Annotated in this window: 28 protein-coding genes; 27 read left to right on the top strand and 1 reads right to left on the bottom strand. The window is 37.6% G+C overall.

The features are described from left to right. Position 1: 1 nt before the first annotated feature. On the bottom strand, positions 2–1,255 hold the full coding sequence (locus tag DBR39_RS12580) for a C10 family peptidase (RefSeq protein WP_124533582.1): 1,254 nt from the start codon (positions 1,253–1,255) through the stop codon (positions 2–4). 828 nt (positions 1,256–2,083) lie between these two features. Here DBR39_RS12580 and DBR39_RS12575 point away from each other — a divergent pair. The 27 genes from DBR39_RS12575 to DBR39_RS12445 all read left to right on the top strand — a co-directional run bounded on the left by DBR39_RS12575 (position 2,084) and on the right by DBR39_RS12445 (position 18,721). Next, positions 2,084–2,488, top strand: a complete 405-nt coding sequence (locus DBR39_RS12575; protein ID WP_124533580.1) for a single-stranded DNA-binding protein — start codon at positions 2,084–2,086, stop codon at positions 2,486–2,488. A gap of 24 nt (positions 2,489–2,512) precedes the next feature. Beyond that, positions 2,513–2,785, top strand: a complete 273-nt coding sequence (locus DBR39_RS12570) for a hypothetical protein (RefSeq protein ID WP_124533578.1) — start codon at positions 2,513–2,515, stop codon at positions 2,783–2,785. A 27-nt stretch (positions 2,786–2,812) separates the two neighbouring features. After that, positions 2,813–3,349, top strand: a complete 537-nt coding sequence (locus DBR39_RS12565; protein ID WP_124533576.1) for an antirestriction protein ArdA — start codon at positions 2,813–2,815, stop codon at positions 3,347–3,349. Positions 3,350–3,398: 49 nt separating this feature from the next. Further along, positions 3,399–3,572 carry a hypothetical protein gene (locus DBR39_RS24255; protein WP_185147179.1) on the top strand — a complete coding sequence of 58 codons (174 nt, stop codon included), beginning with the start codon at positions 3,399–3,401 and terminating at the stop codon, positions 3,570–3,572. 11 nt (positions 3,573–3,583) lie between these two features. Continuing rightward, a complete protein-coding gene (locus DBR39_RS12560) occupies positions 3,584–4,000 on the top strand; it encodes a hypothetical protein (RefSeq protein ID WP_048506367.1) in 417 nt (138 codons plus the stop codon). Positions 4,001–4,025: 25 nt separating this feature from the next. After that, on the top strand, positions 4,026–4,445 hold the full coding sequence (locus DBR39_RS12555; RefSeq protein ID WP_124533574.1) for a hypothetical protein: 420 nt from the start codon (positions 4,026–4,028) through the stop codon (positions 4,443–4,445). Positions 4,446–4,493: 48 nt separating this feature from the next. Next, complete coding sequence (locus tag DBR39_RS12550; RefSeq protein WP_124533572.1) at positions 4,494–4,742, top strand: hypothetical protein; 249 nt, start codon at positions 4,494–4,496, stop codon at positions 4,740–4,742. Positions 4,743–4,744: 2 nt separating this feature from the next. Then, positions 4,745–5,113, top strand: a complete 369-nt coding sequence (locus tag DBR39_RS12545; RefSeq protein ID WP_124533570.1) for a hypothetical protein — start codon at positions 4,745–4,747, stop codon at positions 5,111–5,113. A 26-nt stretch (positions 5,114–5,139) separates the two neighbouring features. Beyond that, the gene (locus DBR39_RS12540; RefSeq protein WP_048506363.1) at positions 5,140–5,322 is read left to right on the top strand and encodes a hypothetical protein; all 183 of its coding nucleotides are present in this window, start codon (positions 5,140–5,142) and stop codon (positions 5,320–5,322) included. Next, complete coding sequence (locus DBR39_RS12535; RefSeq protein WP_124533568.1) at positions 5,319–5,573, top strand: hypothetical protein; 255 nt, start codon at positions 5,319–5,321, stop codon at positions 5,571–5,573. Before DBR39_RS12540 ends, DBR39_RS12535 begins: the two co-directional genes overlap by 4 nt. Positions 5,574–5,578: 5 nt before the next feature. Further along, a complete protein-coding gene (locus DBR39_RS12530) occupies positions 5,579–5,956 on the top strand; it encodes a hypothetical protein (RefSeq protein WP_124533566.1) in 378 nt (125 codons plus the stop codon). A gap of 29 nt (positions 5,957–5,985) precedes the next feature. Continuing rightward, positions 5,986–6,546 (top strand): PRTRC system protein E, encoded by a 561-nt coding sequence (locus DBR39_RS12525; RefSeq protein ID WP_124533564.1) that lies wholly within the window; start codon positions 5,986–5,988, stop codon positions 6,544–6,546. An 18-nt stretch (positions 6,547–6,564) separates the two neighbouring features. Continuing rightward, on the top strand, positions 6,565–6,783 hold the full coding sequence (locus tag DBR39_RS12520; RefSeq protein WP_124533562.1) for a PRTRC system protein C: 219 nt from the start codon (positions 6,565–6,567) through the stop codon (positions 6,781–6,783). Between the two features lie 19 nt (positions 6,784–6,802). Further along, positions 6,803–7,987, top strand: a complete 1,185-nt coding sequence (locus DBR39_RS12515; RefSeq protein ID WP_124533560.1) for a hypothetical protein — start codon at positions 6,803–6,805, stop codon at positions 7,985–7,987. Then, complete coding sequence (locus DBR39_RS12510; RefSeq protein WP_124533558.1) at positions 7,974–8,708, top strand: PRTRC system protein B; 735 nt, start codon at positions 7,974–7,976, stop codon at positions 8,706–8,708. The genes DBR39_RS12515 and DBR39_RS12510 overlap by 14 nt, the downstream gene beginning before the upstream one ends. After that, a complete protein-coding gene (locus tag DBR39_RS12505; RefSeq protein ID WP_124533556.1) occupies positions 8,705–9,514 on the top strand; it encodes a PRTRC system ThiF family protein in 810 nt (269 codons plus the stop codon). Before DBR39_RS12510 ends, DBR39_RS12505 begins: the two co-directional genes overlap by 4 nt. 662 nt (positions 9,515–10,176) lie before the next feature. After that, a complete protein-coding gene (locus DBR39_RS12495) occupies positions 10,177–12,351 on the top strand; it encodes a TonB-dependent receptor (protein ID WP_124533554.1) in 2,175 nt (724 codons plus the stop codon). Between the two features lie 3 nt (positions 12,352–12,354). Continuing rightward, on the top strand, positions 12,355–13,152 hold the full coding sequence (locus DBR39_RS12490; RefSeq protein ID WP_124533552.1) for a cation transporter: 798 nt from the start codon (positions 12,355–12,357) through the stop codon (positions 13,150–13,152). A 226-nt stretch (positions 13,153–13,378) separates the two neighbouring features. Further along, entirely contained in the window at positions 13,379–13,753 is a 375-nt protein-coding gene (locus DBR39_RS12485; protein ID WP_124533550.1) for an ArsR/SmtB family transcription factor, read from the top strand. Further along, positions 13,750–14,352: a mercuric transport protein MerTP gene (merTP, locus tag DBR39_RS12480; RefSeq protein ID WP_124533548.1), complete on the top strand. Its 603-nt coding sequence runs from the start codon at positions 13,750–13,752 to the stop codon at positions 14,350–14,352. The genes DBR39_RS12485 and merTP overlap by 4 nt, the downstream gene beginning before the upstream one ends. After that, positions 14,352–14,558: a GDCCVxC domain-containing (seleno)protein gene (locus tag DBR39_RS24480; RefSeq protein ID WP_073060390.1), complete on the top strand. Its 207-nt coding sequence runs from the start codon at positions 14,352–14,354 to the stop codon at positions 14,556–14,558. Before merTP ends, DBR39_RS24480 begins: the two co-directional genes overlap by 1 nt. Before the next feature lie 225 nt (positions 14,559–14,783). Continuing rightward, entirely contained in the window at positions 14,784–15,110 is a 327-nt protein-coding gene (locus DBR39_RS12470) for an ArsR/SmtB family transcription factor (RefSeq protein WP_124533546.1), read from the top strand. A 4-nt stretch (positions 15,111–15,114) separates the two neighbouring features. Then, on the top strand, positions 15,115–15,681 hold the full coding sequence (locus tag DBR39_RS12465; RefSeq protein ID WP_124533544.1) for a hypothetical protein: 567 nt from the start codon (positions 15,115–15,117) through the stop codon (positions 15,679–15,681). Positions 15,682–15,736: 55 nt separating this feature from the next. After that, positions 15,737–16,210 (top strand): DUF6428 family protein, encoded by a 474-nt coding sequence (locus DBR39_RS12460; protein ID WP_124533542.1) that lies wholly within the window; start codon positions 15,737–15,739, stop codon positions 16,208–16,210. A 47-nt stretch (positions 16,211–16,257) separates the two neighbouring features. Further along, complete coding sequence (locus DBR39_RS12455) at positions 16,258–17,319, top strand: ArsO family NAD(P)H-dependent flavin-containing monooxygenase (protein WP_124533540.1); 1,062 nt, start codon at positions 16,258–16,260, stop codon at positions 17,317–17,319. 1 nt (position 17,320) lies between these two features. Further along, a complete protein-coding gene (locus tag DBR39_RS12450; protein ID WP_048506347.1) occupies positions 17,321–18,094 on the top strand; it encodes a metallophosphoesterase family protein in 774 nt (257 codons plus the stop codon). Positions 18,095–18,109: 15 nt separating this feature from the next. Further along, complete coding sequence (locus tag DBR39_RS12445; protein ID WP_048506346.1) at positions 18,110–18,721, top strand: low molecular weight phosphatase family protein; 612 nt, start codon at positions 18,110–18,112, stop codon at positions 18,719–18,721. Position 18,722 lies beyond the last annotated feature (1 nt).

The following is an 18,722-nucleotide window of genomic DNA, read 5'->3' as shown; positions in this document are numbered from 1 at the left end:
CTTATTTATGAATATTATAAACCATTTGTCGTTTATATTGGTAATTACCATTACCTGAATTTGCATCGGCATAACCGAACCAGCCGTTATGCGACCCCCCCCATCCCCAATTCATGTGGAACCACAGATAACCCCCTCCGCCAACTGTTGAACCATCAGGCAAAGTTTCAGGACATGTTATGAGGTGGTGTGCTCCGTCTACTACCCATACATGTCCGCCGCTGTATGTAGGAAAAAGTGATCCGCTTTTGGTACTGTAACCTGATAATATAGCGGGCCTGTTACTTGTTATTTCACTCAAAACTGTCGCAGAATTAAAATCACCCGAAGTTGCAGAAGTGGAATACCCAATACTTTTAAAAGTAGAGGAAATATCACTTATATCTGCAGCCGCTCCAGTTCCATCACACTTATAATCTGAACCAACTGCATCCGCTGCCAGCCACATGAGTTTAGAGATTTCATTTGCTCCTGCAGAAACATCTGAATAATTTGGCACACTACTGGGCATAATGCTATAATTAAATGTAGTTGGATACTGATGATATCTCATGACCTGTGCCATTGCAGTGCCTACACAACCTGTAAAAGCTTTACCATTGCAATAATAAGGAGTGCAACTTTTCGCCGGCATATAATTATTATAGCCACCGATTTGGTCCCAATTTGTTGAAAGAAGTGGACCTTTTACAAAATCACTATCCTCACATTTTGGGGGTGGCGGTTTTGCGACATTTCCTCCAACTGCCTTTGTTTTTATAGTAGAGACCATGTTACCGGATAATAGCTGTGTATATTTGGCTTTCTTCAATAGAATATTCGCAACATTTGTTCCCTGGGTTCCTCTTGCTTTTATAGCATCAATTTCAAGCTTCGTGTCATTCAGCCATGCATCTGTAGCAAGTGGCACAGTATCTGAAGAAAAGGAAGTTTCGTCTGAATATGCGAGCACAGGGTTTGCTCTTCGGTCAGCTGCTAAAATAATAAAGCCGCCTTCGGTATAGTTAAATATACGCATGACAACCGTTCCATCACTACCTACTATTTCTTTCTCTAGAACTGTATTACGGCTTTTATTAATTCCCGCACTGGCTTTTGCTTTCCTATGTAATATGTACTGCTGTAAAGAGTCAGCAATTGATTTGCTCTCCTTTAAGGTAACATAATTCTCATCATTTGACTTATCCGTATTAATATCCTCCCTGGTACATGAAAAGAAGATAAGAATAGCTAAATACAAATAAATTTTTCTCATAATCTAGTTTTTATGGTTAGTATTATAAATATACAATAAAAATAATCATAAACTTTAATTAAAGAAATAGATAACTTGTTTTTAATCTATAAAAGTTAATGAAAACAATAAATCAAGTACGATTTCGCAATTTTTTTTACGAATTGATTTTAGGGCTTAGAAAATTAGAAAGTCCAACAATTTCATAACAAATTTTCAGGTTCCTCAATAAATGAAGCATGATCCAATTTTTATGATTTTTCCTAGGAGCATGTTGAAATTATGGTATAGCTTCTTTTTAACTGGGGCGTGTCTAATTCAGACCGCGCTTTTTGTTCCAAGTCCTCGCTGAGCTGTGGGCTATCCACTTCAATCGCTCACGCATTATTGTATGTTTCCCATCACGCACACCAAAGCACATTTATTTCCTGGCTTCTTTCCGTCCCATAAAAGAGCTTTTGGCTCCCCATGATCAGAAAATTGTAAGTCAGATACCAAAACAGTTCCCAACATCTGCCTTTCAAATCTCTGATGTCCGGACAACTAAATATCCGGATTTTTTTATGCATAGAAATTCAATGAATATCATTTTCAAAGAAAAGGATAAAAAGGCAGCCAAGTTAGTTCATCCATCCGACCCACATCCCACCAAGAGAAAAAAGTGAATGAACGGTTTCCCCCCAAAGGGCCCCCCCATTAAATCATTTTTTCTCTTGGTCTACGCAGTTGTATGATCTGTTTGTCTGCTTTCTTTTTTTCCTTTTTTTCTTTTGAAAATAATATCGGGGCCGAGCCTCGGAAGGACTGGAAGAACATAACAAGCAATGTAAAACAATAAAACAAAACGTTATGAACATCACAGCAAAAATCACAAGAACAGCAGAAGTTAGAACAACTTCAAACGGCAAAGAGGTCGTCAATTTTGGCGTAGCGATCAGGCACACCTTCCGAAACAAAGAAGGCGAAAAAATCAGTCAGCCCACATTTTTTGACTGCGCATATTGGAGAACCCCAAACATCGCCCCATACCTCACAAAAGGCACTATTGTAGAACTTTCGGGACGGGTCAGCCCTAGAGCGTGGGTAGACAAAGAAGGCAACCTAAAGGCAGGACTGAATTTTCAGGTATCAGAAATAGTTTTTCACGGTGGCGACACAAAACAGGGCGGAGAATCTGTAAAAAAAGAAACCGTAAAATCTGGCAACTCTTCGCCCGTATTTGCGGGAGATAATGACGATGATCTACCATTTTAAAACAACCCAAATCTAAAATTCATTATGAAAAAATCAGCCCAAAATACAGGGGTACAGATACCCGATAATATAGCACACATTGCCCTATTGGTCACAAAAGACTGGAAAAACGTCTATTTCGGGGCTGTGCCTTATTTGGATGCAATGCGCTCACTCAGTAGCGTAAACGACAACTATTACGAAGATTCGGCAAGCTCCATAATTAATTATTTCCTTGCAAATGCGACAACTTGGCGCGGAGAGGTTGCAAGGGCGGTAAAAGCCAAATTAAAACAGCTTGTGGAAAGTGCAAACTAATCTTTAAACCTTCAAAAATTTAACATCATGTCAACAATTCAAATAGATATAACTCAGGCTAGTATTTACGTAGGAACATACGCTAAATATAACGATGGGTCAATTTTCGGAAAATGGCTAAAACTGTCTGACTATTCGGATAGAAACGAATTTTACCAAGCATGCGCCGAGTTGCACAGTGACGAGGAAGACCCAGAGTTTATGTTTCAAGATTACGAACATATACCCAAAGGCTTAATAGGCGAATCATGGTTATGTGAAAACACTTTTGAAGTATTGGAAGCCCTCGGAAATCTTGACGATAACGATCTTGAAGCATTTTTAATCTGGTGCGACAACGATCACAAGGACTTTTCCAAAAGTGACATTGACGAGCTTATCAGTGATTTTAAAGATGATTATGTAGCCCATTACGACAGTGAGGAGGATTTTGCACGGGAACTGGTAGAAGGTCGTTCAGACCTCAGCGATTTTGCGAAAGAGTATTTTGATTATGAAGCCTACGCAAGGGATCTTTTCTGCGGAAGCTATTGGAGCCAGGACGGACACGTATTCTATAACTAAACATTAACCACAGGCGACTGTGAAAGCAGTCGCCTTTAAATCTAAAAAAATGATACTGGAAACATTCAAATTAACATTGAAACATGATACAGGTTTTTTCAAGGTCAAAGTAACCTCACTCAGCGGAGAGCAGGGAGCAATTCAGCAGGTAATGGCCTGTGAAAGCTGTCCAATAGGGGCAATAATCAGGATTAAAAAAATCGGTCAGAAATCAATCATTTAAAATTTACCGCAATGAATATTGGCGTAATCACCTATAAAAAGTACGACGAAAATGTGCTACTGAATGCACATTTCAATGTAGATGAATTATTCAGGATCATCCTGCACGACAAAGATTTTGTACGCTTTGAAATCTTCGACAGGGAGAAGAAATTACTGGCATCTACCTATTACCCGAATGTTGACGGAAAAGGGCTGTATATCCATCCTGTCAAGGTGTTCAGGGACGAGGAACTTAAATGGATAGACTATTACGCATTTAGGTCGCCTTCTACAATCAGGCATTATAAAGTGACTTGGAAAGTAGACGGTGCGGTTTTCCGAACAAGGAAAAAAGCTACTGAATACGCAAATCTTGTCAATAAAAGGGTTGCATACAGAATTGAACCTTTCATTGACCGAAGCACTTACCGCAGGTCGCAGAACTGAATTTTACACATCAAAATTTATCAAAATGAAACCATTGGACGAAATGAACAATATAGAAAGGGCTTATGTACTAGCCCGATTATTTCCCAAAGATTTAAAAGACCTTATCAGCTTTGTTCAAAAGGAGATAACCCATTTTCGGGAAAAGCAGGAGGATATTAAAATGGCTTGGCCACCCCACTGCCTGATAACAGCGAATTATTGGTACAGCCTGATCGCAGAAATTGAAAGGCTATTGGAAAGGCTCAATGTTCAGCTTCACAGAAACCCTAAAATATTTTCCGAACATCTTTTTTGGGGACACAATTCAATTTTTATGATACACTGCTTAGTGCGCTTTGTCGGGTGTGAAAATCCCCACCATAGCCTGAAACTGGCAATAGAACTACTGTTCGGAGAACAAGAAATAGTATCCATAGAATTTACAGAAAATACGGAAGATTAAAGTTTAACCACAGGTGACTGTGAAAAGTCACCTGTAAATACAAACAAAATGACACAGGCAGAATTAAAGGAAAATTTCAGCGAAATGATCGCAGGAAATCCGCCCCTTAAAAAGATTGAAGAACTGTTCTTTAAGGCAGTAAATAGTGGTGCTTTGAATTATGAAGATGAAGAACAGAATAGTTACAGGATAGCAATGATTATTTACCATGCTATTCTTTATACAATGGCTAAAGACTGGATGCCATTGGTAAAGGAAAATATAGAGGAAGCAGAAAATCTTAAAAAATTCTTGTAATCATGGCAAATTGGTGTAACAACACGCTTGTCTTCGTGGGAACTCCCGAAGCAATCCAGCAGATAACAGCTCTTTTTAACACAATCGTTCAAATGGAACAGCAGATAGATTTTGAAAAACTGCCCGATTTTCTTGGCGGTACGGAAGATCATTTTTTCTGCGATATCAGCTATAACCATGACGGCATGTTGGAGTATGATACGAGATGGACACCCAACATACAAGCCGTGGTGCGGATAGCAAAGCATTATAAAGTTGATTTTGTACTGGGCTATCAAGAAATAGGCAATTGTCTATATGGGATGGCAACCTATGCTAATGGTGTTCTCAAAACGATCTGTTTAGATCCAATGGATTTTGGCAGATTCTAATCTGGGAGAACTATAATTTATTTGAAATGAAAATAACGGATTTAAACGGTCTTGAGATCACAGTGACCGACTTAGATAAAGCGATTCAGCAGGCGGAACTCTTTAAGGACATGCACCATGTTCCGCCTGTACCATACGATAAAGTAAGACAAAAATACTGGACTGACGTTTACAACAAACTTTTGGAACTAAAATCAAAAATATCATGAGCAATCTAGCAGATAAAACAGAATATCGGGCACTTTCGATCATAGCCCGAATGGTGAAGGATTTTGAACGTTTGCATTGCCTGAATATGACGGCAACGGACGATTGGGATGCCACAGGAGCAAGGAATCTTTTGGAAGGCATCGTGCAGAGCAACGGCTACAAGATAAATTATGACCGTGACGGAAAGGGAAATAGACCGCTTCTCAAAGATGATAATATTTCAAATGCTAAACACAATTATACACGGTAAATAACATGGACAAGGATAATCAATTTATGGACTTTCTTTTCAATGAATTTTTGATGATGGAAAGAAAGTTCGGAAAAAGCCGATCACATAAATATTTGACAATTATTTCAAAATATATAGAAGTCGGTTTTAGCTACAATGACCCTGAAAAAGCACAGCAATATGCCTGCATGACTTATTCAAGTATTTTATATGCGATCTATAACTGGAAAACACATTTACTTGACCTCAAAGGAAAAGACGAGGAAGGTGTACGGTTCGCAAGGTATAAAAAGCGATTAAAAAAATTGGGTTATTCCGAGGACGAAATCGCAAATCTTCTCATAGATAGATTTAAACTCAATAACCCGACTGAAATCATTTCCCCATACGGGCAATTATAAATAAATCAATATTCACAAACAACAATATTATGGAAGCGAATTTTTTTAAACAGATAGCAAAAATGGACTTGCAGAGCAAAGTAACGCTTACGATTGCCAAAGCAACAGAAGATAAAATAGTTGTCTCTATTTTGGTGCAGAATGACGGATGTGGAGATAAAGCAAAAAATATAATCCCCCCACTTAATCTCAAAGGAACGGCAGAAGAACTGGACGCTGAATTTTTCTCACATATCAAAAAACCGATTGAATCCGCTTCGGGGCTTATGTCCAATATGGAAGCTTTTATGAAGCAGATGGAGGAAGCAAAAAAACAGTCCGCTATGGAGAAAGAAAAAGCGGATAAGGCGAAAAAGGAAAAAGATGTGAAGATTAAAAAGTACAACGATGCAATGGCGAAAGCCGAAGCACTTGAAAAAGAGGGAAAATTCAAAGAAGCATGGACTGCGTTACCAAAGGCTTCCGAATATCCCGACCATGCCGAAACAATAGGTCAGAAGCAAAATTTGTATCAGTCCCACTTTGCAGGTGATCTTTTTGCCTCACCACAGAACCAAACAGACGAGCCATTGACAGAAGTGAATGTTTAACAATAAAATTGAAAGAATATGTTATTGAGCGTTGAATTAGCAAGAGTGTTTGTACTCGTGGACAAGGGATTGAAAATAATCCTTGACGACCCCGAACCACGTTGGAGCGTGGATGCAGTGATGAATTTTTATGCAAATACCTATCCCATTTTGACGACTTCAAAGGTTTCTGCGCCAGTAATTAAGGATGATTCTGTCGTATACACTTTTGAAAGTGTGATGGGGACGAAGGGTTAATTATTAAAGAATTAAAACAATGAACAATGCGAAAACAGATCATTTCGGGAACAATAAAAATTCCCGACAAAGAAAAAGAAACCAACCTGCACCGCAGGATTGCGGAGTTCGCCCGATGGATGGAAAAACCAAAAGACGCACAGGAAATTTTCAGGGACAGAAGGAAGTCCGTACCGATAGCCATGTTGCCAATGGTTTACTAAACTGCACATTTCTGCCCAAGTTCAGGCAAACAGAAATGAATCAGGTAAATGAAACCTCTGCTAAACTTGAAAGTGACTTTTTCCGGTCACTTTCAAGACTGGCAGAACACTACAAAATCGAACCGTTTGCTAAGTCCGATAATTATAAATTTCCCTACAATATCAATCTTGCAATCTCCGACATAAAGGGGAAACTAAAAAAGAACGTGCTGAACTTTCACAGTTTGCGGTTCAAAAAAGAAAATGATAAATTTTATGTGGTTTCCGAAGAACGCTGTGATACAGGAGCGACACTCTTTTACATTCCTGTTATCCCGCTTTTCAGAATGATTAACGACAAAAAACGGAAAAAAACAGCCCATCTTTTATTATCCGTGTTTTCCTATCTCTATCACATTGCTGATATACCCTATTACAGACAGGAGGGAAGCTATTTATATTATGAGTATGAAATGTTGAAAGACTGGATAATGGATGATCCCTACGAAGACGAAGAAGACAACCGTGTAAGCGAAATCGAGATTGCGGAATGGGTGGGAGATAAAATTGAACAGAAAATTTACAACCGTGAGAACCTCACTTTTTTCGATCAGCGGATTGCTCGTTTCGATCCCAAAGATGATTTTGACACCAATTGTTTGATCTTGGCACAAAAAACACTGGCAATTTACCGTGAATATCCCGATGCCAGTATTTTTCGCAATGCAAGTAGTATGTTCGATGAGGATGAAGAATATTTGGAAGATCAGATCATTCCGATGGAAAAATACATTTCATTCTATGCCGATAATAAAGGTTGGCTCGCAGAAACCGTATTTGAATCCGTCAATAACCAGTTTCAGGAATACAGTGAAACGCAGGAACCTGCCCTGATCCAATGTTTTGACGGACAGAAAAACGAAAGTAAAGACCTTGCATTTGAGGAAAGGCTCTTTGACCTATTGCATGACCTTACTGATTTAATTTACGATTATAGACAATTGAGCGATGAAAAACAATAACACAGATATTACGCAGGATTTTGATAATAAACTTTATTATCCCAAATGTGCATTGGTGCTTTATGAATCACAGGGACTTGACCCTGATGTATATGTAGAACATTTTGATATGGACGATAACGGAAACCCTATAAACGCCCATCCGCTGACAGTGATGGAAGCCGATATTCTGGCGAAAACGCTAATGCTCGAACATGAAAAAGAAAGCGCATTTTTAAAACCTAAATCTGTCCTTCCGAGCAATGTTTTGAGCCTTGACCCGAACACCGAAAAAGGAACAGTGATCTGGCATACCAAAGCACAGCAAAGAGAACTGTTTTTTGTCGAAAATCTAGGGATTCCAAACGGCAAAGCCTATGTTCCGCCTATGCTGTGGAAGGCTAGCAAATCCAGTCTCACGGTATTTGCGCTTAAAAACAATAGAAGACCAACTTTAAAGTCACAGCTTTACCATTGCCCTTTTTTCAATATATACGCTGACGGAAAAGTATGTTTGGGAACAATAAAAATCGACATTAAAAATACTACTTCGGTAGAGGATTTTATGAAAGCATGGGAACACTATTTTTTCCACAGCTATTTTAGCCATGCCCTTGTTACAGGTGGACAGTGCAAAGAAAATTCTGTGACACTATGGAAAAGGCTGATAGAACAGGGAACGGTTTTTCCAACAGAGGTACTAATGCCCCATATGTTAACCCTTAAAAATATATTGCTATGAATCAGGAGAAAACAAAAATGCATTTTACAGATAACTACCTGTTAGCCCCGACAAACCCGATCACTGTCAATTTGGTGGGAGCAGGCGGAACAGGCTCAAAGGTACTGACTGGATTGATGGAAATCAATGAAAGCCTATTGACTCTAGGACATACAGGTCTGCAGGTCAGGCTATGGGATGATGATATTGTCACATCCGCAAATTTGGGGAGACAGCGATTTTTTGACTGTGAGGTCGGATTGCCGAAGTCCGTGGCTCTTATTAACCGTATTAACCGTTGTACGGGTTCTAACTGGAAAGCCGAGACAGTCAAATTTGAAAAGGATAAGTTTGGAAAACTACCCAAACAATCAAATGCGACAATTACGATTACCTGTGTCGATACGGTACAGGCAAGATTTGGAGTTGCCGAAATACTCACATCGGTTAACCAACAGCGTAACCGTGTTCGGGATTCGCCCAAATATTGGATGGACTATGGCAATAGTAAACATACAGGGCAGGTTATCCTTTCCACAGTGGGTAACATCGTACAACCGGAATCTGAAAAATATATTCCTGTGAACAACCTGCCATTTGTGACCCAAGAATATGGCGAACTGCTGATGCAGTCAGAAAGGGACGACAATACGCCAAGCTGTTCCCTTGCAGAAGCACTTGAACAGCAAGATCTCTTTATTAACGCTTCCTTAGCGCAGTTGGGGTGCAAGTTACTGTGGAGTTTATTCAGGTTCGGAATGACCAAGTACAGAGGATTATTCCATAATCTTGAAGATTTCAGGACTAGCCCGATATTGATAGACTGATCTCATCGGGCAAAAAGACATTTCCTTAGCAGGAAAAGTCTTTTTGCGTAAAGCGAAATAGCCGCTTTAGGATATGCCCATTAATTCTCGCCCTACTCCGGGCACTAGGCATATCTTCTTTTCTTGTCGTATGGGCGACCAAAGAAAAGATTCTGTGTTATTTTTCAATTTTTTTTTAAAATATTCTTTTATCAGTTTGTAAAAAGTTTAATTAAATTGTTATTAGAACACTTAAAAAAGTGAATATAAATTTTCATATTTTTGCAGAATGAAGTATCTGTCTTACATATCGGCTATAATGATTTTGCTGTTATCTATAGCACCTTGCCTTGTAGAAGATAGTTGTATGGATGAACCTTTTGAAACTTCAAATAGTCAACAAAATGACGATAATTGCAATAAAAATTGTTGTTCACCATTTTTTAATTGTAAAACTTGTGCAGGTTTTGTTGTAAACTCATTTCATTTTTCAATATCGGGTTTCGTGAAGCAACCTGAAAAAAAGATAATGGTAACAACTATTGCTGCTATTTCCGACTTCCGATATTCAGTTTGGCATCCCCCGAAATATGCTTAATGTGTAGTGCTTTCAGCACAAATTAATTAATAACGATGTCTTTGCATCGTTAAGTTTATACAATCACATTAAATATCATTTTATAATGAAGAAAATGCTCATATTGTCGTTTTTTATGACAATAAACCTTTGTGTATATGCACAAAACACATTAAAAGCCGTTGTTAAAAATAACGAAACAAAAGAAGTTCTTGTTGGGGTAACAGCTTCTATAAAAGGCACTTCAAATGGTGCAATATCTGATGAAAAAGGACAGATTACATTGTCAAATATCCCCGATGGATTACAGGAAATACACTTTAGTTACTTAGGCTTCGAAGAGTTTACTGAAATAATAAAATTCCCATTAAAAGAGAACGGCATAATAGAAATTCTTCTTAAAGAAAACTCAGAGGAATTAGAGAGTGTGGTAATTACATCAACAAGAAGTACGAGAAGCATTCAAAATATCCCAACTCGGATTGAATTTATCGGCGGCGAAGAACTGGAAGAAAAAGGCAATATGAAACCCGGAGATATCAGAATGTTGCTTGCTGAAAGTACTGGAATCCAGACGCAGCAGACCTCAGCAACCAGTGGAAACTCTGCCATACGTATCCAAGGACTCGATGGTAAATACACGCAGGTTATCCGTGATGGTTTTCCATTATATTCCGGGTTTTCAGGTGGTCTGGGTCTATTACAGGTAGCACCTTTGGATCTTCAGCAGGTTGAGGTGATAAAAGGATCATCTTCCACACTGTATGGTGGCGGAGCAATTGCAGGCTTGGTAAACCTCGTTTCAAAAAAACCAACCGAGCAAAGACAGCTTAATTTTCTGCTCAATGGAACCTCTGCCCTGGGACTTGACGCCAGTGGCTTTTATGCCCAAAAGTTTAATGGTATAGGAACAACAATATATGCGGCATATAATCATGGGACTGCCTATGATCCTGCTGATATTGGACTTACGGCTATTCCTAAATTTGACCGTTTTACGTTGAATCCCAAAGTATTTTTCTATTTCAATGAGAATACCACATTAATGGCTGGAATCAATGCAACTTCCGAAAAACGAATTGGTGGAGATATGGAATATATCAAAGGCAATGGGAGTACAGATCATTCCTACTTTGAGGAAAATAAAACCGGACGTTACAGTACTCAGTTAGAATTGGATCGTAGAATAAATGACAGGGCTAAATTTGTGATAAAAAACAGTGTCAGTTACTATGACCGTACCATTAGCTTGCCTGCTTATCAATTTTCTGGTGATCAATTGTCTACGTATACGGAAGCAAACTATTCCCTTAATGGCGAAAAGACTGACTGGGTGCTTGGTGCAAATTTTTTGACCGATAAATTTACGGAGAAGCAAGTAGCTGGAACTCCTGTAAGAGATTATAATTACACAACTGTTGGCGGATTTGTTCAGAATACATGGAATACCTCAGATAAAATTACCATCGAATCAGGTATTAGAGGTGATTATCATAACCGCTTCGGGTTCTTTTTTCTTCCTAGAATATCTACTTTATGGAAGATCAATGAACATTTTTCAACACGATTGGGTGGTGGTCTTGGCTATAAAGCACCAACTGTATTTACCGAAGACGCTGAACGTATCCAGTTTAGAGGAGTTTTGCCTTTGAATTTGGATGATACAAAAGCCGAGCGCTCTTATGGTGCGAATTATGATATCAATTACAAAACAGCATTGTTTGATGGTCAGGTACGTTTCAGTATCAATCATATGTTTTTCTATACCCGTATCAACAATCCGGTTCTGCTAACCTCTACAACAGGTAACATGTATCAGTATGTCCAGCCTTCCGGAAATTTTGATACCAAAGGGATGGAAACAAATGTCAAGCTTACATACGGGGATTTTAAACTATTTGTGGGATATACCTATGCCGATGTTAATCAGCATACGGATGGTACTTCAAAAATTTATCCGCTTGTTTCCAAACACAGGCTCAATAATGTGCTGATGTATGAAATCGAAGAAAAGTGGAAAGTGGGTGCTGAGGCTTATTATTTCAGTCCACAACAGTTAAATGATGGAAGTACCGGTAAAGGTTATTGGACAGCGGGATTGATGGCAGAAAGAATTTGGGAACGTTTTTCAATCTTTGCGAATTTTGAGAACTATACAAATACCCGTCAGACCAAATTCGGACCGATTTATTCAGGACCTATTACAAACCCTGTTTTCCAGGATATATATGCGCCTGTTGATGGGTTTGTAATTAATGTTGGCATAAAGCTTAAATTCTAAGCGATGAAGAAGTCGACTTTCGAAATTAAGCGAATGGACTGCTCTGCCGAGGAACAGATGATCCGTATGAAACTTAGTGAGATTACAGGCATATCCAGATTGGATTTTAATCTGGCAGCCAGGAAATTGGAAGTATACCATCTGGATAACATGGAACAGATCAAGGCGGCTATCAGTGAACTGAATCTCAAGGACCGTTATATCGGTTCCGTCGATTCACATGATCATAATCCAGTTCAAAAAGATGAGCGCAAAGAGCGAAAATTATTGTGGCTTGTTCTACTGATCAATGCCTTTTTCTTTGGTCTGGAAATCATTACAGGTTTTATTTCAAATTCAATGGGACTGTTAGCCGATAGCTTAGATATGCTGGCCGATGCACTTGTTTATGGACTTAGCCTATGGGCAGTGGGTGGATCAATTATGCGAAAAAAGAATATTGCAAAGGTAAGCGGATATTTACAGCTTATTTTGGCTGTTTTAGGATTTTTCGAAGTCATACGCAGATTTATGGGATATGGAGAAACACCTGTGTTTTCAACAATGATTACGATATCCCTTTTAGCTTTAATGGGTAATGCTGCTTCATTGATCATTCTCCGTCGTACAAACAGTGATGATGCTCATATTAAAGCCAGCCAGCTTTTTACCTCAAACGATGTTATTATAAATATAGGTGTTATCCTTGCAGGAATTTTGGTATATGTTACTTCTTCCCGAATACCAGACCTGATAGTTGGAACGGTAGTCTTCGCAATTGTAATACGTGGCGCATTTTCTATTATGAAACTAGCAAAATAATATCTTATAAAAAGCCGAATACTAATCTATTCGGCTTTTTTACTTTTATCCATTAGGAAAAAATATCTCTTAAAAAGTTCAAAAAGATCGGAATGTAAAGAAGGTAGGTATCCACTGTATCTTTTTCTGAGCAATAGATTCTGTATTATAATCCGAACAATTCTTAAAACATTTCAATCAATATTTAAGCACTTGCTTAAATAATAAAGTTAGCTATCTTTGCAAGATGGAAAATACTTCGTGTATAAGACAACAGGCGGATATTAAACAGATCAATCGCTGTAAAAATCGAGTTTTAGAACTCCAAGACCCCTTTGATTATTTATCAAGTGGACTTGAATTAGCTGGAAATAATGTACGGCTGAAAATCTTGTTTCTTTTACATGAAGAAAAACGACTTTGTGTATGTGATTTAAGCGATATACTAGATATGACAATTTCAGCAGTTTCCCAGCACTTACGAAAGCTTAAAGACCGAAAGCTAATTATAACGGAAAGAGAGGCACAAACCATTTTTTACTCATTGACAAAAGAGTACGAAAAATTGCTGGATCCATTTTTTAAAATACTAATTGATAATAAAGTTTTAGAAACAATATGAAAACGGATAAAAAACTTATCGGTACTGGACTTCTAACAGCTATTGCAGCTTCTCTGTGTTGTATAACACCTGTTTTGGCGCTTATAGCTGGAACAAGTGGTCTTGCTTCAACTTTTTCCTGGCTGGAACCTTTCCGTCCATATTTTATCGGTTTAACAATTTTAGTGCTTGGATTTGCATGGTATCAAAAATTGAAACCACAAAAGAAAATTGACTGTAATTGTGAAATAACTGAAAAACCAAATTTTATGCAGACAAAATCATTTTTAGGAATTATTACTATCGTGGCAGCTTTACTTTTATCATTTCCAATTTATGCCCACATCTTTTTTCCAAAGACTGAAAGTAAAGCAATTTTTTCCGAAACTTCCAAACTTCAGAAAGTTGAGTTTACAATTAAAGGAATGACTTGCTCAGGCTGTGAAAATCACGTTAAAACAGAGATCAGCAAACTAAAAGGAATCGTCGAAGTTGTAGTATCTTATGAAAAGGGCAACGCTATTGTTAAGTTCGACAGTAAACAAACAAGTATCATAGAAATTGAAAATGCTATCAATTCAACAGGATATAAAGCATTAAATAGTAAAACTGTATCGTAATGGAAATAAAGTTACAAACAATAATAACTTGTCCAGACTGTGGTTACAAGAAAGAGGAAACAATGCCAACAAACGCCTGCCAATATTTTTACGAATGTGAAAAGTGCAAGAGAGTTTTAAAACCTCTCAAGGGTGATTGTTGCGTATATTGTAGTTTCGGCTCTGTAAAGTGTCCGCCAATTCAAGAAAATAAAAAATGCTGTTAAACTCTGGGTATTTATTTAAACCTAGATACAATTACAAATTCTTGGATAAAAACAAGGAGTAAATTATAATGACAAACGCAGCCTCTTTTACGTTAAACTTCAAAGAAACAATTTAAATTATCCCTTTTTTTATATTTAAGGTTTGCGGTAACATATAAAAAAATATCATCATTATCTTTTTATATCAAAAATAATATCGTAATATTGCAATATAATAATTATGACATGGGAGCTACAAAAACAGAGCATTTTACTGAAAGCCAGAACCAGATTGCGGTTATTGCTAAAGCTTTGGGACATCCGGCGAGAATTGCTATTATCGAGTATTTATTGAAAGTCAATACTTGTATCACTGGAGATATTGTGAATGAACTACCATTAGCACAGCCTACTGTATCACAGCATTTAAAAGAATTAAAAAATGCGGGTTTGATACAGGGAAGCATCGAAGGTAACTCAGTTTGTTACTGCATTGATGAAAATACTTTTGATATATTGAAAGAGTATTTTTCAAAAATAATCTTTACAGTAACCAATCAAAAATGTTGTTAAGCATATGGAAATTGCTTTCCTAATATCGTCGATATTGTTGATCAGTTATTCGCTGCTGGCAGTATTTGATGGTGTATTTTTACACTTATATAAATATCGCCTCTATCAACATGAAGAAAGCCGTTTTGAACATCTTACACATACAATCAGAGCCGTATTATTTACGGGTATCTTAATCTCACTATTCATCAATATTGAAAACAACAATTTGTTTTTATTTGGCTGCATTTTGATTGGAGCTGATATTATCACCTTGTTGGTCGATGCCTATGTTGAAAAAGATAGTAGAGCATTTATGGGAGGGCTGCCAAGATGGGAATATATTGTTCACCTTTTGGTAAATGGTTTCCACTTCGCTGCTATCGCTGTTTTTTTAGTGATTAAAATAGATGTAAATGCTGATGGCATCAGTTTAACGGAAAATTTTCAGCAGATAGAAAACTATCAAACTTTTAAGATCATCGCATTGAACCTTTTACCGGGTGCGATAATCATCAGCCTCGTACATATTATGGTCTATGTTCCAAAATTCAAATGTTATTTTGAAAAGATACAGATCAAATGCTGTTAAAAAAATTTGCTAACAAATATCGCAATATTGCATTATAACTATAAATATTAAAACAATGAAATTATCAGAAATCAAAGAAATTCTTCCAACATTAGAGAATGTTGAATTTCAATTAGAAAACGGAACATTTGTACCTGAACATTTCCATGTTACAGAAGTGGGTCAGATCAATAAAAGATTTATTGATTGCGGTGGTGTAATCCGTGATGAAAAGGCTGTAAACTTTCAGCTTTGGAATGCAGATGATTATGAACATCGTTTAAAACTAGGTAAGTTGTTAAACATTATCAGACTTTCTGAGGAGAAATTAGGAATCGAAGATTCGGAGATCGAAGTTGAATATCAAAGTGATACCATCGGTAAATATGATCTGGAGTTTAACGGAAAAACATTTGTGTTGAAAAGCAAAACAACAGCATGCCTTGCCCAGGACGCTTGTGGTATTCCATCAGAAAAGCAAAAGAAAAACCTTTCTGAGTTAACGGTAAATCAGAGCAATACATGTACACCCGGAGGTGGTTGTTGCTAACTATCCGAAGAATGTAATATATAACTTCTAAACAGTATTAAAATCCGATGGAAGAAATTTTTGATGTTATTGTTATTGGAGGGGGACAGAGTGCCTTAGCTTGTGGATATTATCTGAGACGGGCAAAACTGAAGTATATTATACTTGACAAGCAGGATATTCCAGGTGGTGCATGGCTCCATACCTGGGATAGTCTGACTCTTTTTTCTCCCAGAGAATACAGTTCATTACCGGGTTGGCTAATGCCTAAATCTGAACATCAGTTTCCGCTAAGACAAGAAGTAATTGATTACTTGGGCAAGTATGAAGACCATTATCAACTGAATGTTCAAAGGAGTACTGAAGTTACTGAAATTAAAAAAAATGAAGGTTTATTTTACGTTCATACTCTTCAAGGGATTTTTAAAGCCAAAACAGTTATTTCAGCAACCGGAACTTGGGAGAATCCATTTATTCCAACGATTGATGGAATAGAAGATTATAAAGGTTTACAGATACATTCGGGAAAATATAAGAACCCTGAAAAATTTATCGGACTGAAAACATTAGTAGTAGGCGAAGGTAATTCAGGCGCACAGATTGTTGCAGAGCTTTCAAAAGTTACCACTGTAAAATGGTCAACCAAAAAGGAGCCTGAATTTTTACCTGATGATGTAGATGGTTATTATTTATTCACTGTTGCCTCTGCCCGATACAAGGCGGAAAAAGAAGGAAAACCGTTTGATTCATCGCAATACAATTTAGGTAATATCGTAATGGTTCCAACCGTTAAGGAGGCTAAACAAAGAGGCGTATTTGTATCAAGTGGTACATTCCATCAGCTATACGATAAAGGGGTAATCTGGTATAATGGTGAAAAAGAGGAATTTGATGCTATTATTTGGTGCACAGGTTTCGGTTACAATACCTCTTATCTTAAATCACTTATAGAAACGGATGAAAAGGGCATTGCAAAAACTACAGAAAGCAAGTCCTTAGAAGTGACCGGACTATGGCTTGTAGGATATGGCAACTGGACTGGTTACGCCTCTGCAACATTAATAGGGGTAAACAGAATAGCAAAACAGACCATTGCTGAAATCGAAGAATTTTTAAACCAACAAAACTAAAATGAAAATTGCATTATTCAGTGATATTCACGCAAATTTACCGGCACTGGAAGCTTTCTTTAAAGATGTCGAATTCCGTGATCCGGATAGTATTTACTGTTTAGGAGATCTTGTAGGTTACAATATTTGGCCCAACGAGGTGGTCAATGAGATCCGGAAGAGGAAAATACCAACCATTGCCGGAAATTATGATTTTGGCATTGGGCGTATGAGCAACGAATGTGGTTGTGCCTATAAAACTGACGGTGAAAAAGACAATGGTAACATTTCCATTTCTTTTACAAACTCCATTATGATGGACGATGAACGCTCCTATCTGCGAACACTTCCTGCACACATCAAAGTTGAGTTCCAGCTTAATGAAGACAAATTAAATCTTCTATTAGTACATGGCAGCCCAAGAAAAATCAATGAATATCTGTTTGAAGACCGGGAGGAAAAAAGCATGCTCAGGATCATGGAGCAAGCGGATGCGGATATTATGTGTTTTGGACATACCCATAAGCCATATCATCGCATTTTAAATTCAGGTACTGAGGATCTTCCGCATTATCGCCATGCAGTTAATATCGGTTCTGTTGGAAAACCAAAAGATAATGATGTGCGGGGAGGCTATGTTATGTTAACGATCAATGACAATAGTTCTGTGCTTAATAAAGACAGTATCAAAGTTGAATTTATTCGATTTGATTATGATATTGAAAAAGCGGCACAAGCAGTTGAAAACAGCCCACTACCTAATGAATATGCAGAAAATTTAAGAAGAGGCTATTAATTTTAGAATTTAGAAATGAACCAAACACTTGTAAAAAATATCGAAGCACTCTCAGCTGGTACGATATCAGAAGAACGAAAAATAGTTTTGCAACCTTTAGTTGATTATGTGCAGAGGAAAATAGAAACTGACCAGACGATCCGTTTAAATTTCATCTGTACCCATAACAGTAGAAGAAGTCATTTATCGCAGATCTGGGCGCAGACTATGGCTTATCATTTTGACGTTAAGAACGTATATTGCTATTCAGGTGGCACTGAGGCAACAGCGATGTTTCCTAAAGTAGCAGAAACGTTAAGTAACCAAGGTTTTCAGATCCAAAAACTTAGCGAGAACGAAAACCCTGTCTATGCAGTAAAGTACGCACAAAATGAAGCTGCTGTAATCTGTTTCTCCAAAGAATATAACAATGACTTTAATCCAAAAAATGAATTCGGAGCAATTATGACCTGCAATAATGCGGATGAAGGCTGTCCGATTGTGTTTGGAGCAGAGGATAGATTTCCAATAAAATACGATGATCCCAAAGCTTCTGACAATACCCCGGAACAAACTCAGGTCTACGCAGAAAGAAGTTTACAGATAGCATCAGAAATGCTTTATGTCTTTTCACAATTAAAGAAATAAT

The sequence above is a fragment of the Chryseobacterium sp. KBW03 genome, assembly GCF_003852415.1.
In the GTDB taxonomy this organism is placed as follows: domain Bacteria; phylum Bacteroidota; class Bacteroidia; order Flavobacteriales; family Weeksellaceae; genus Chryseobacterium; species Chryseobacterium viscerum.
Note: the sequence above shows the minus strand (reverse complement) of the source record. Positions and strands in the feature narration are given on the sequence as shown.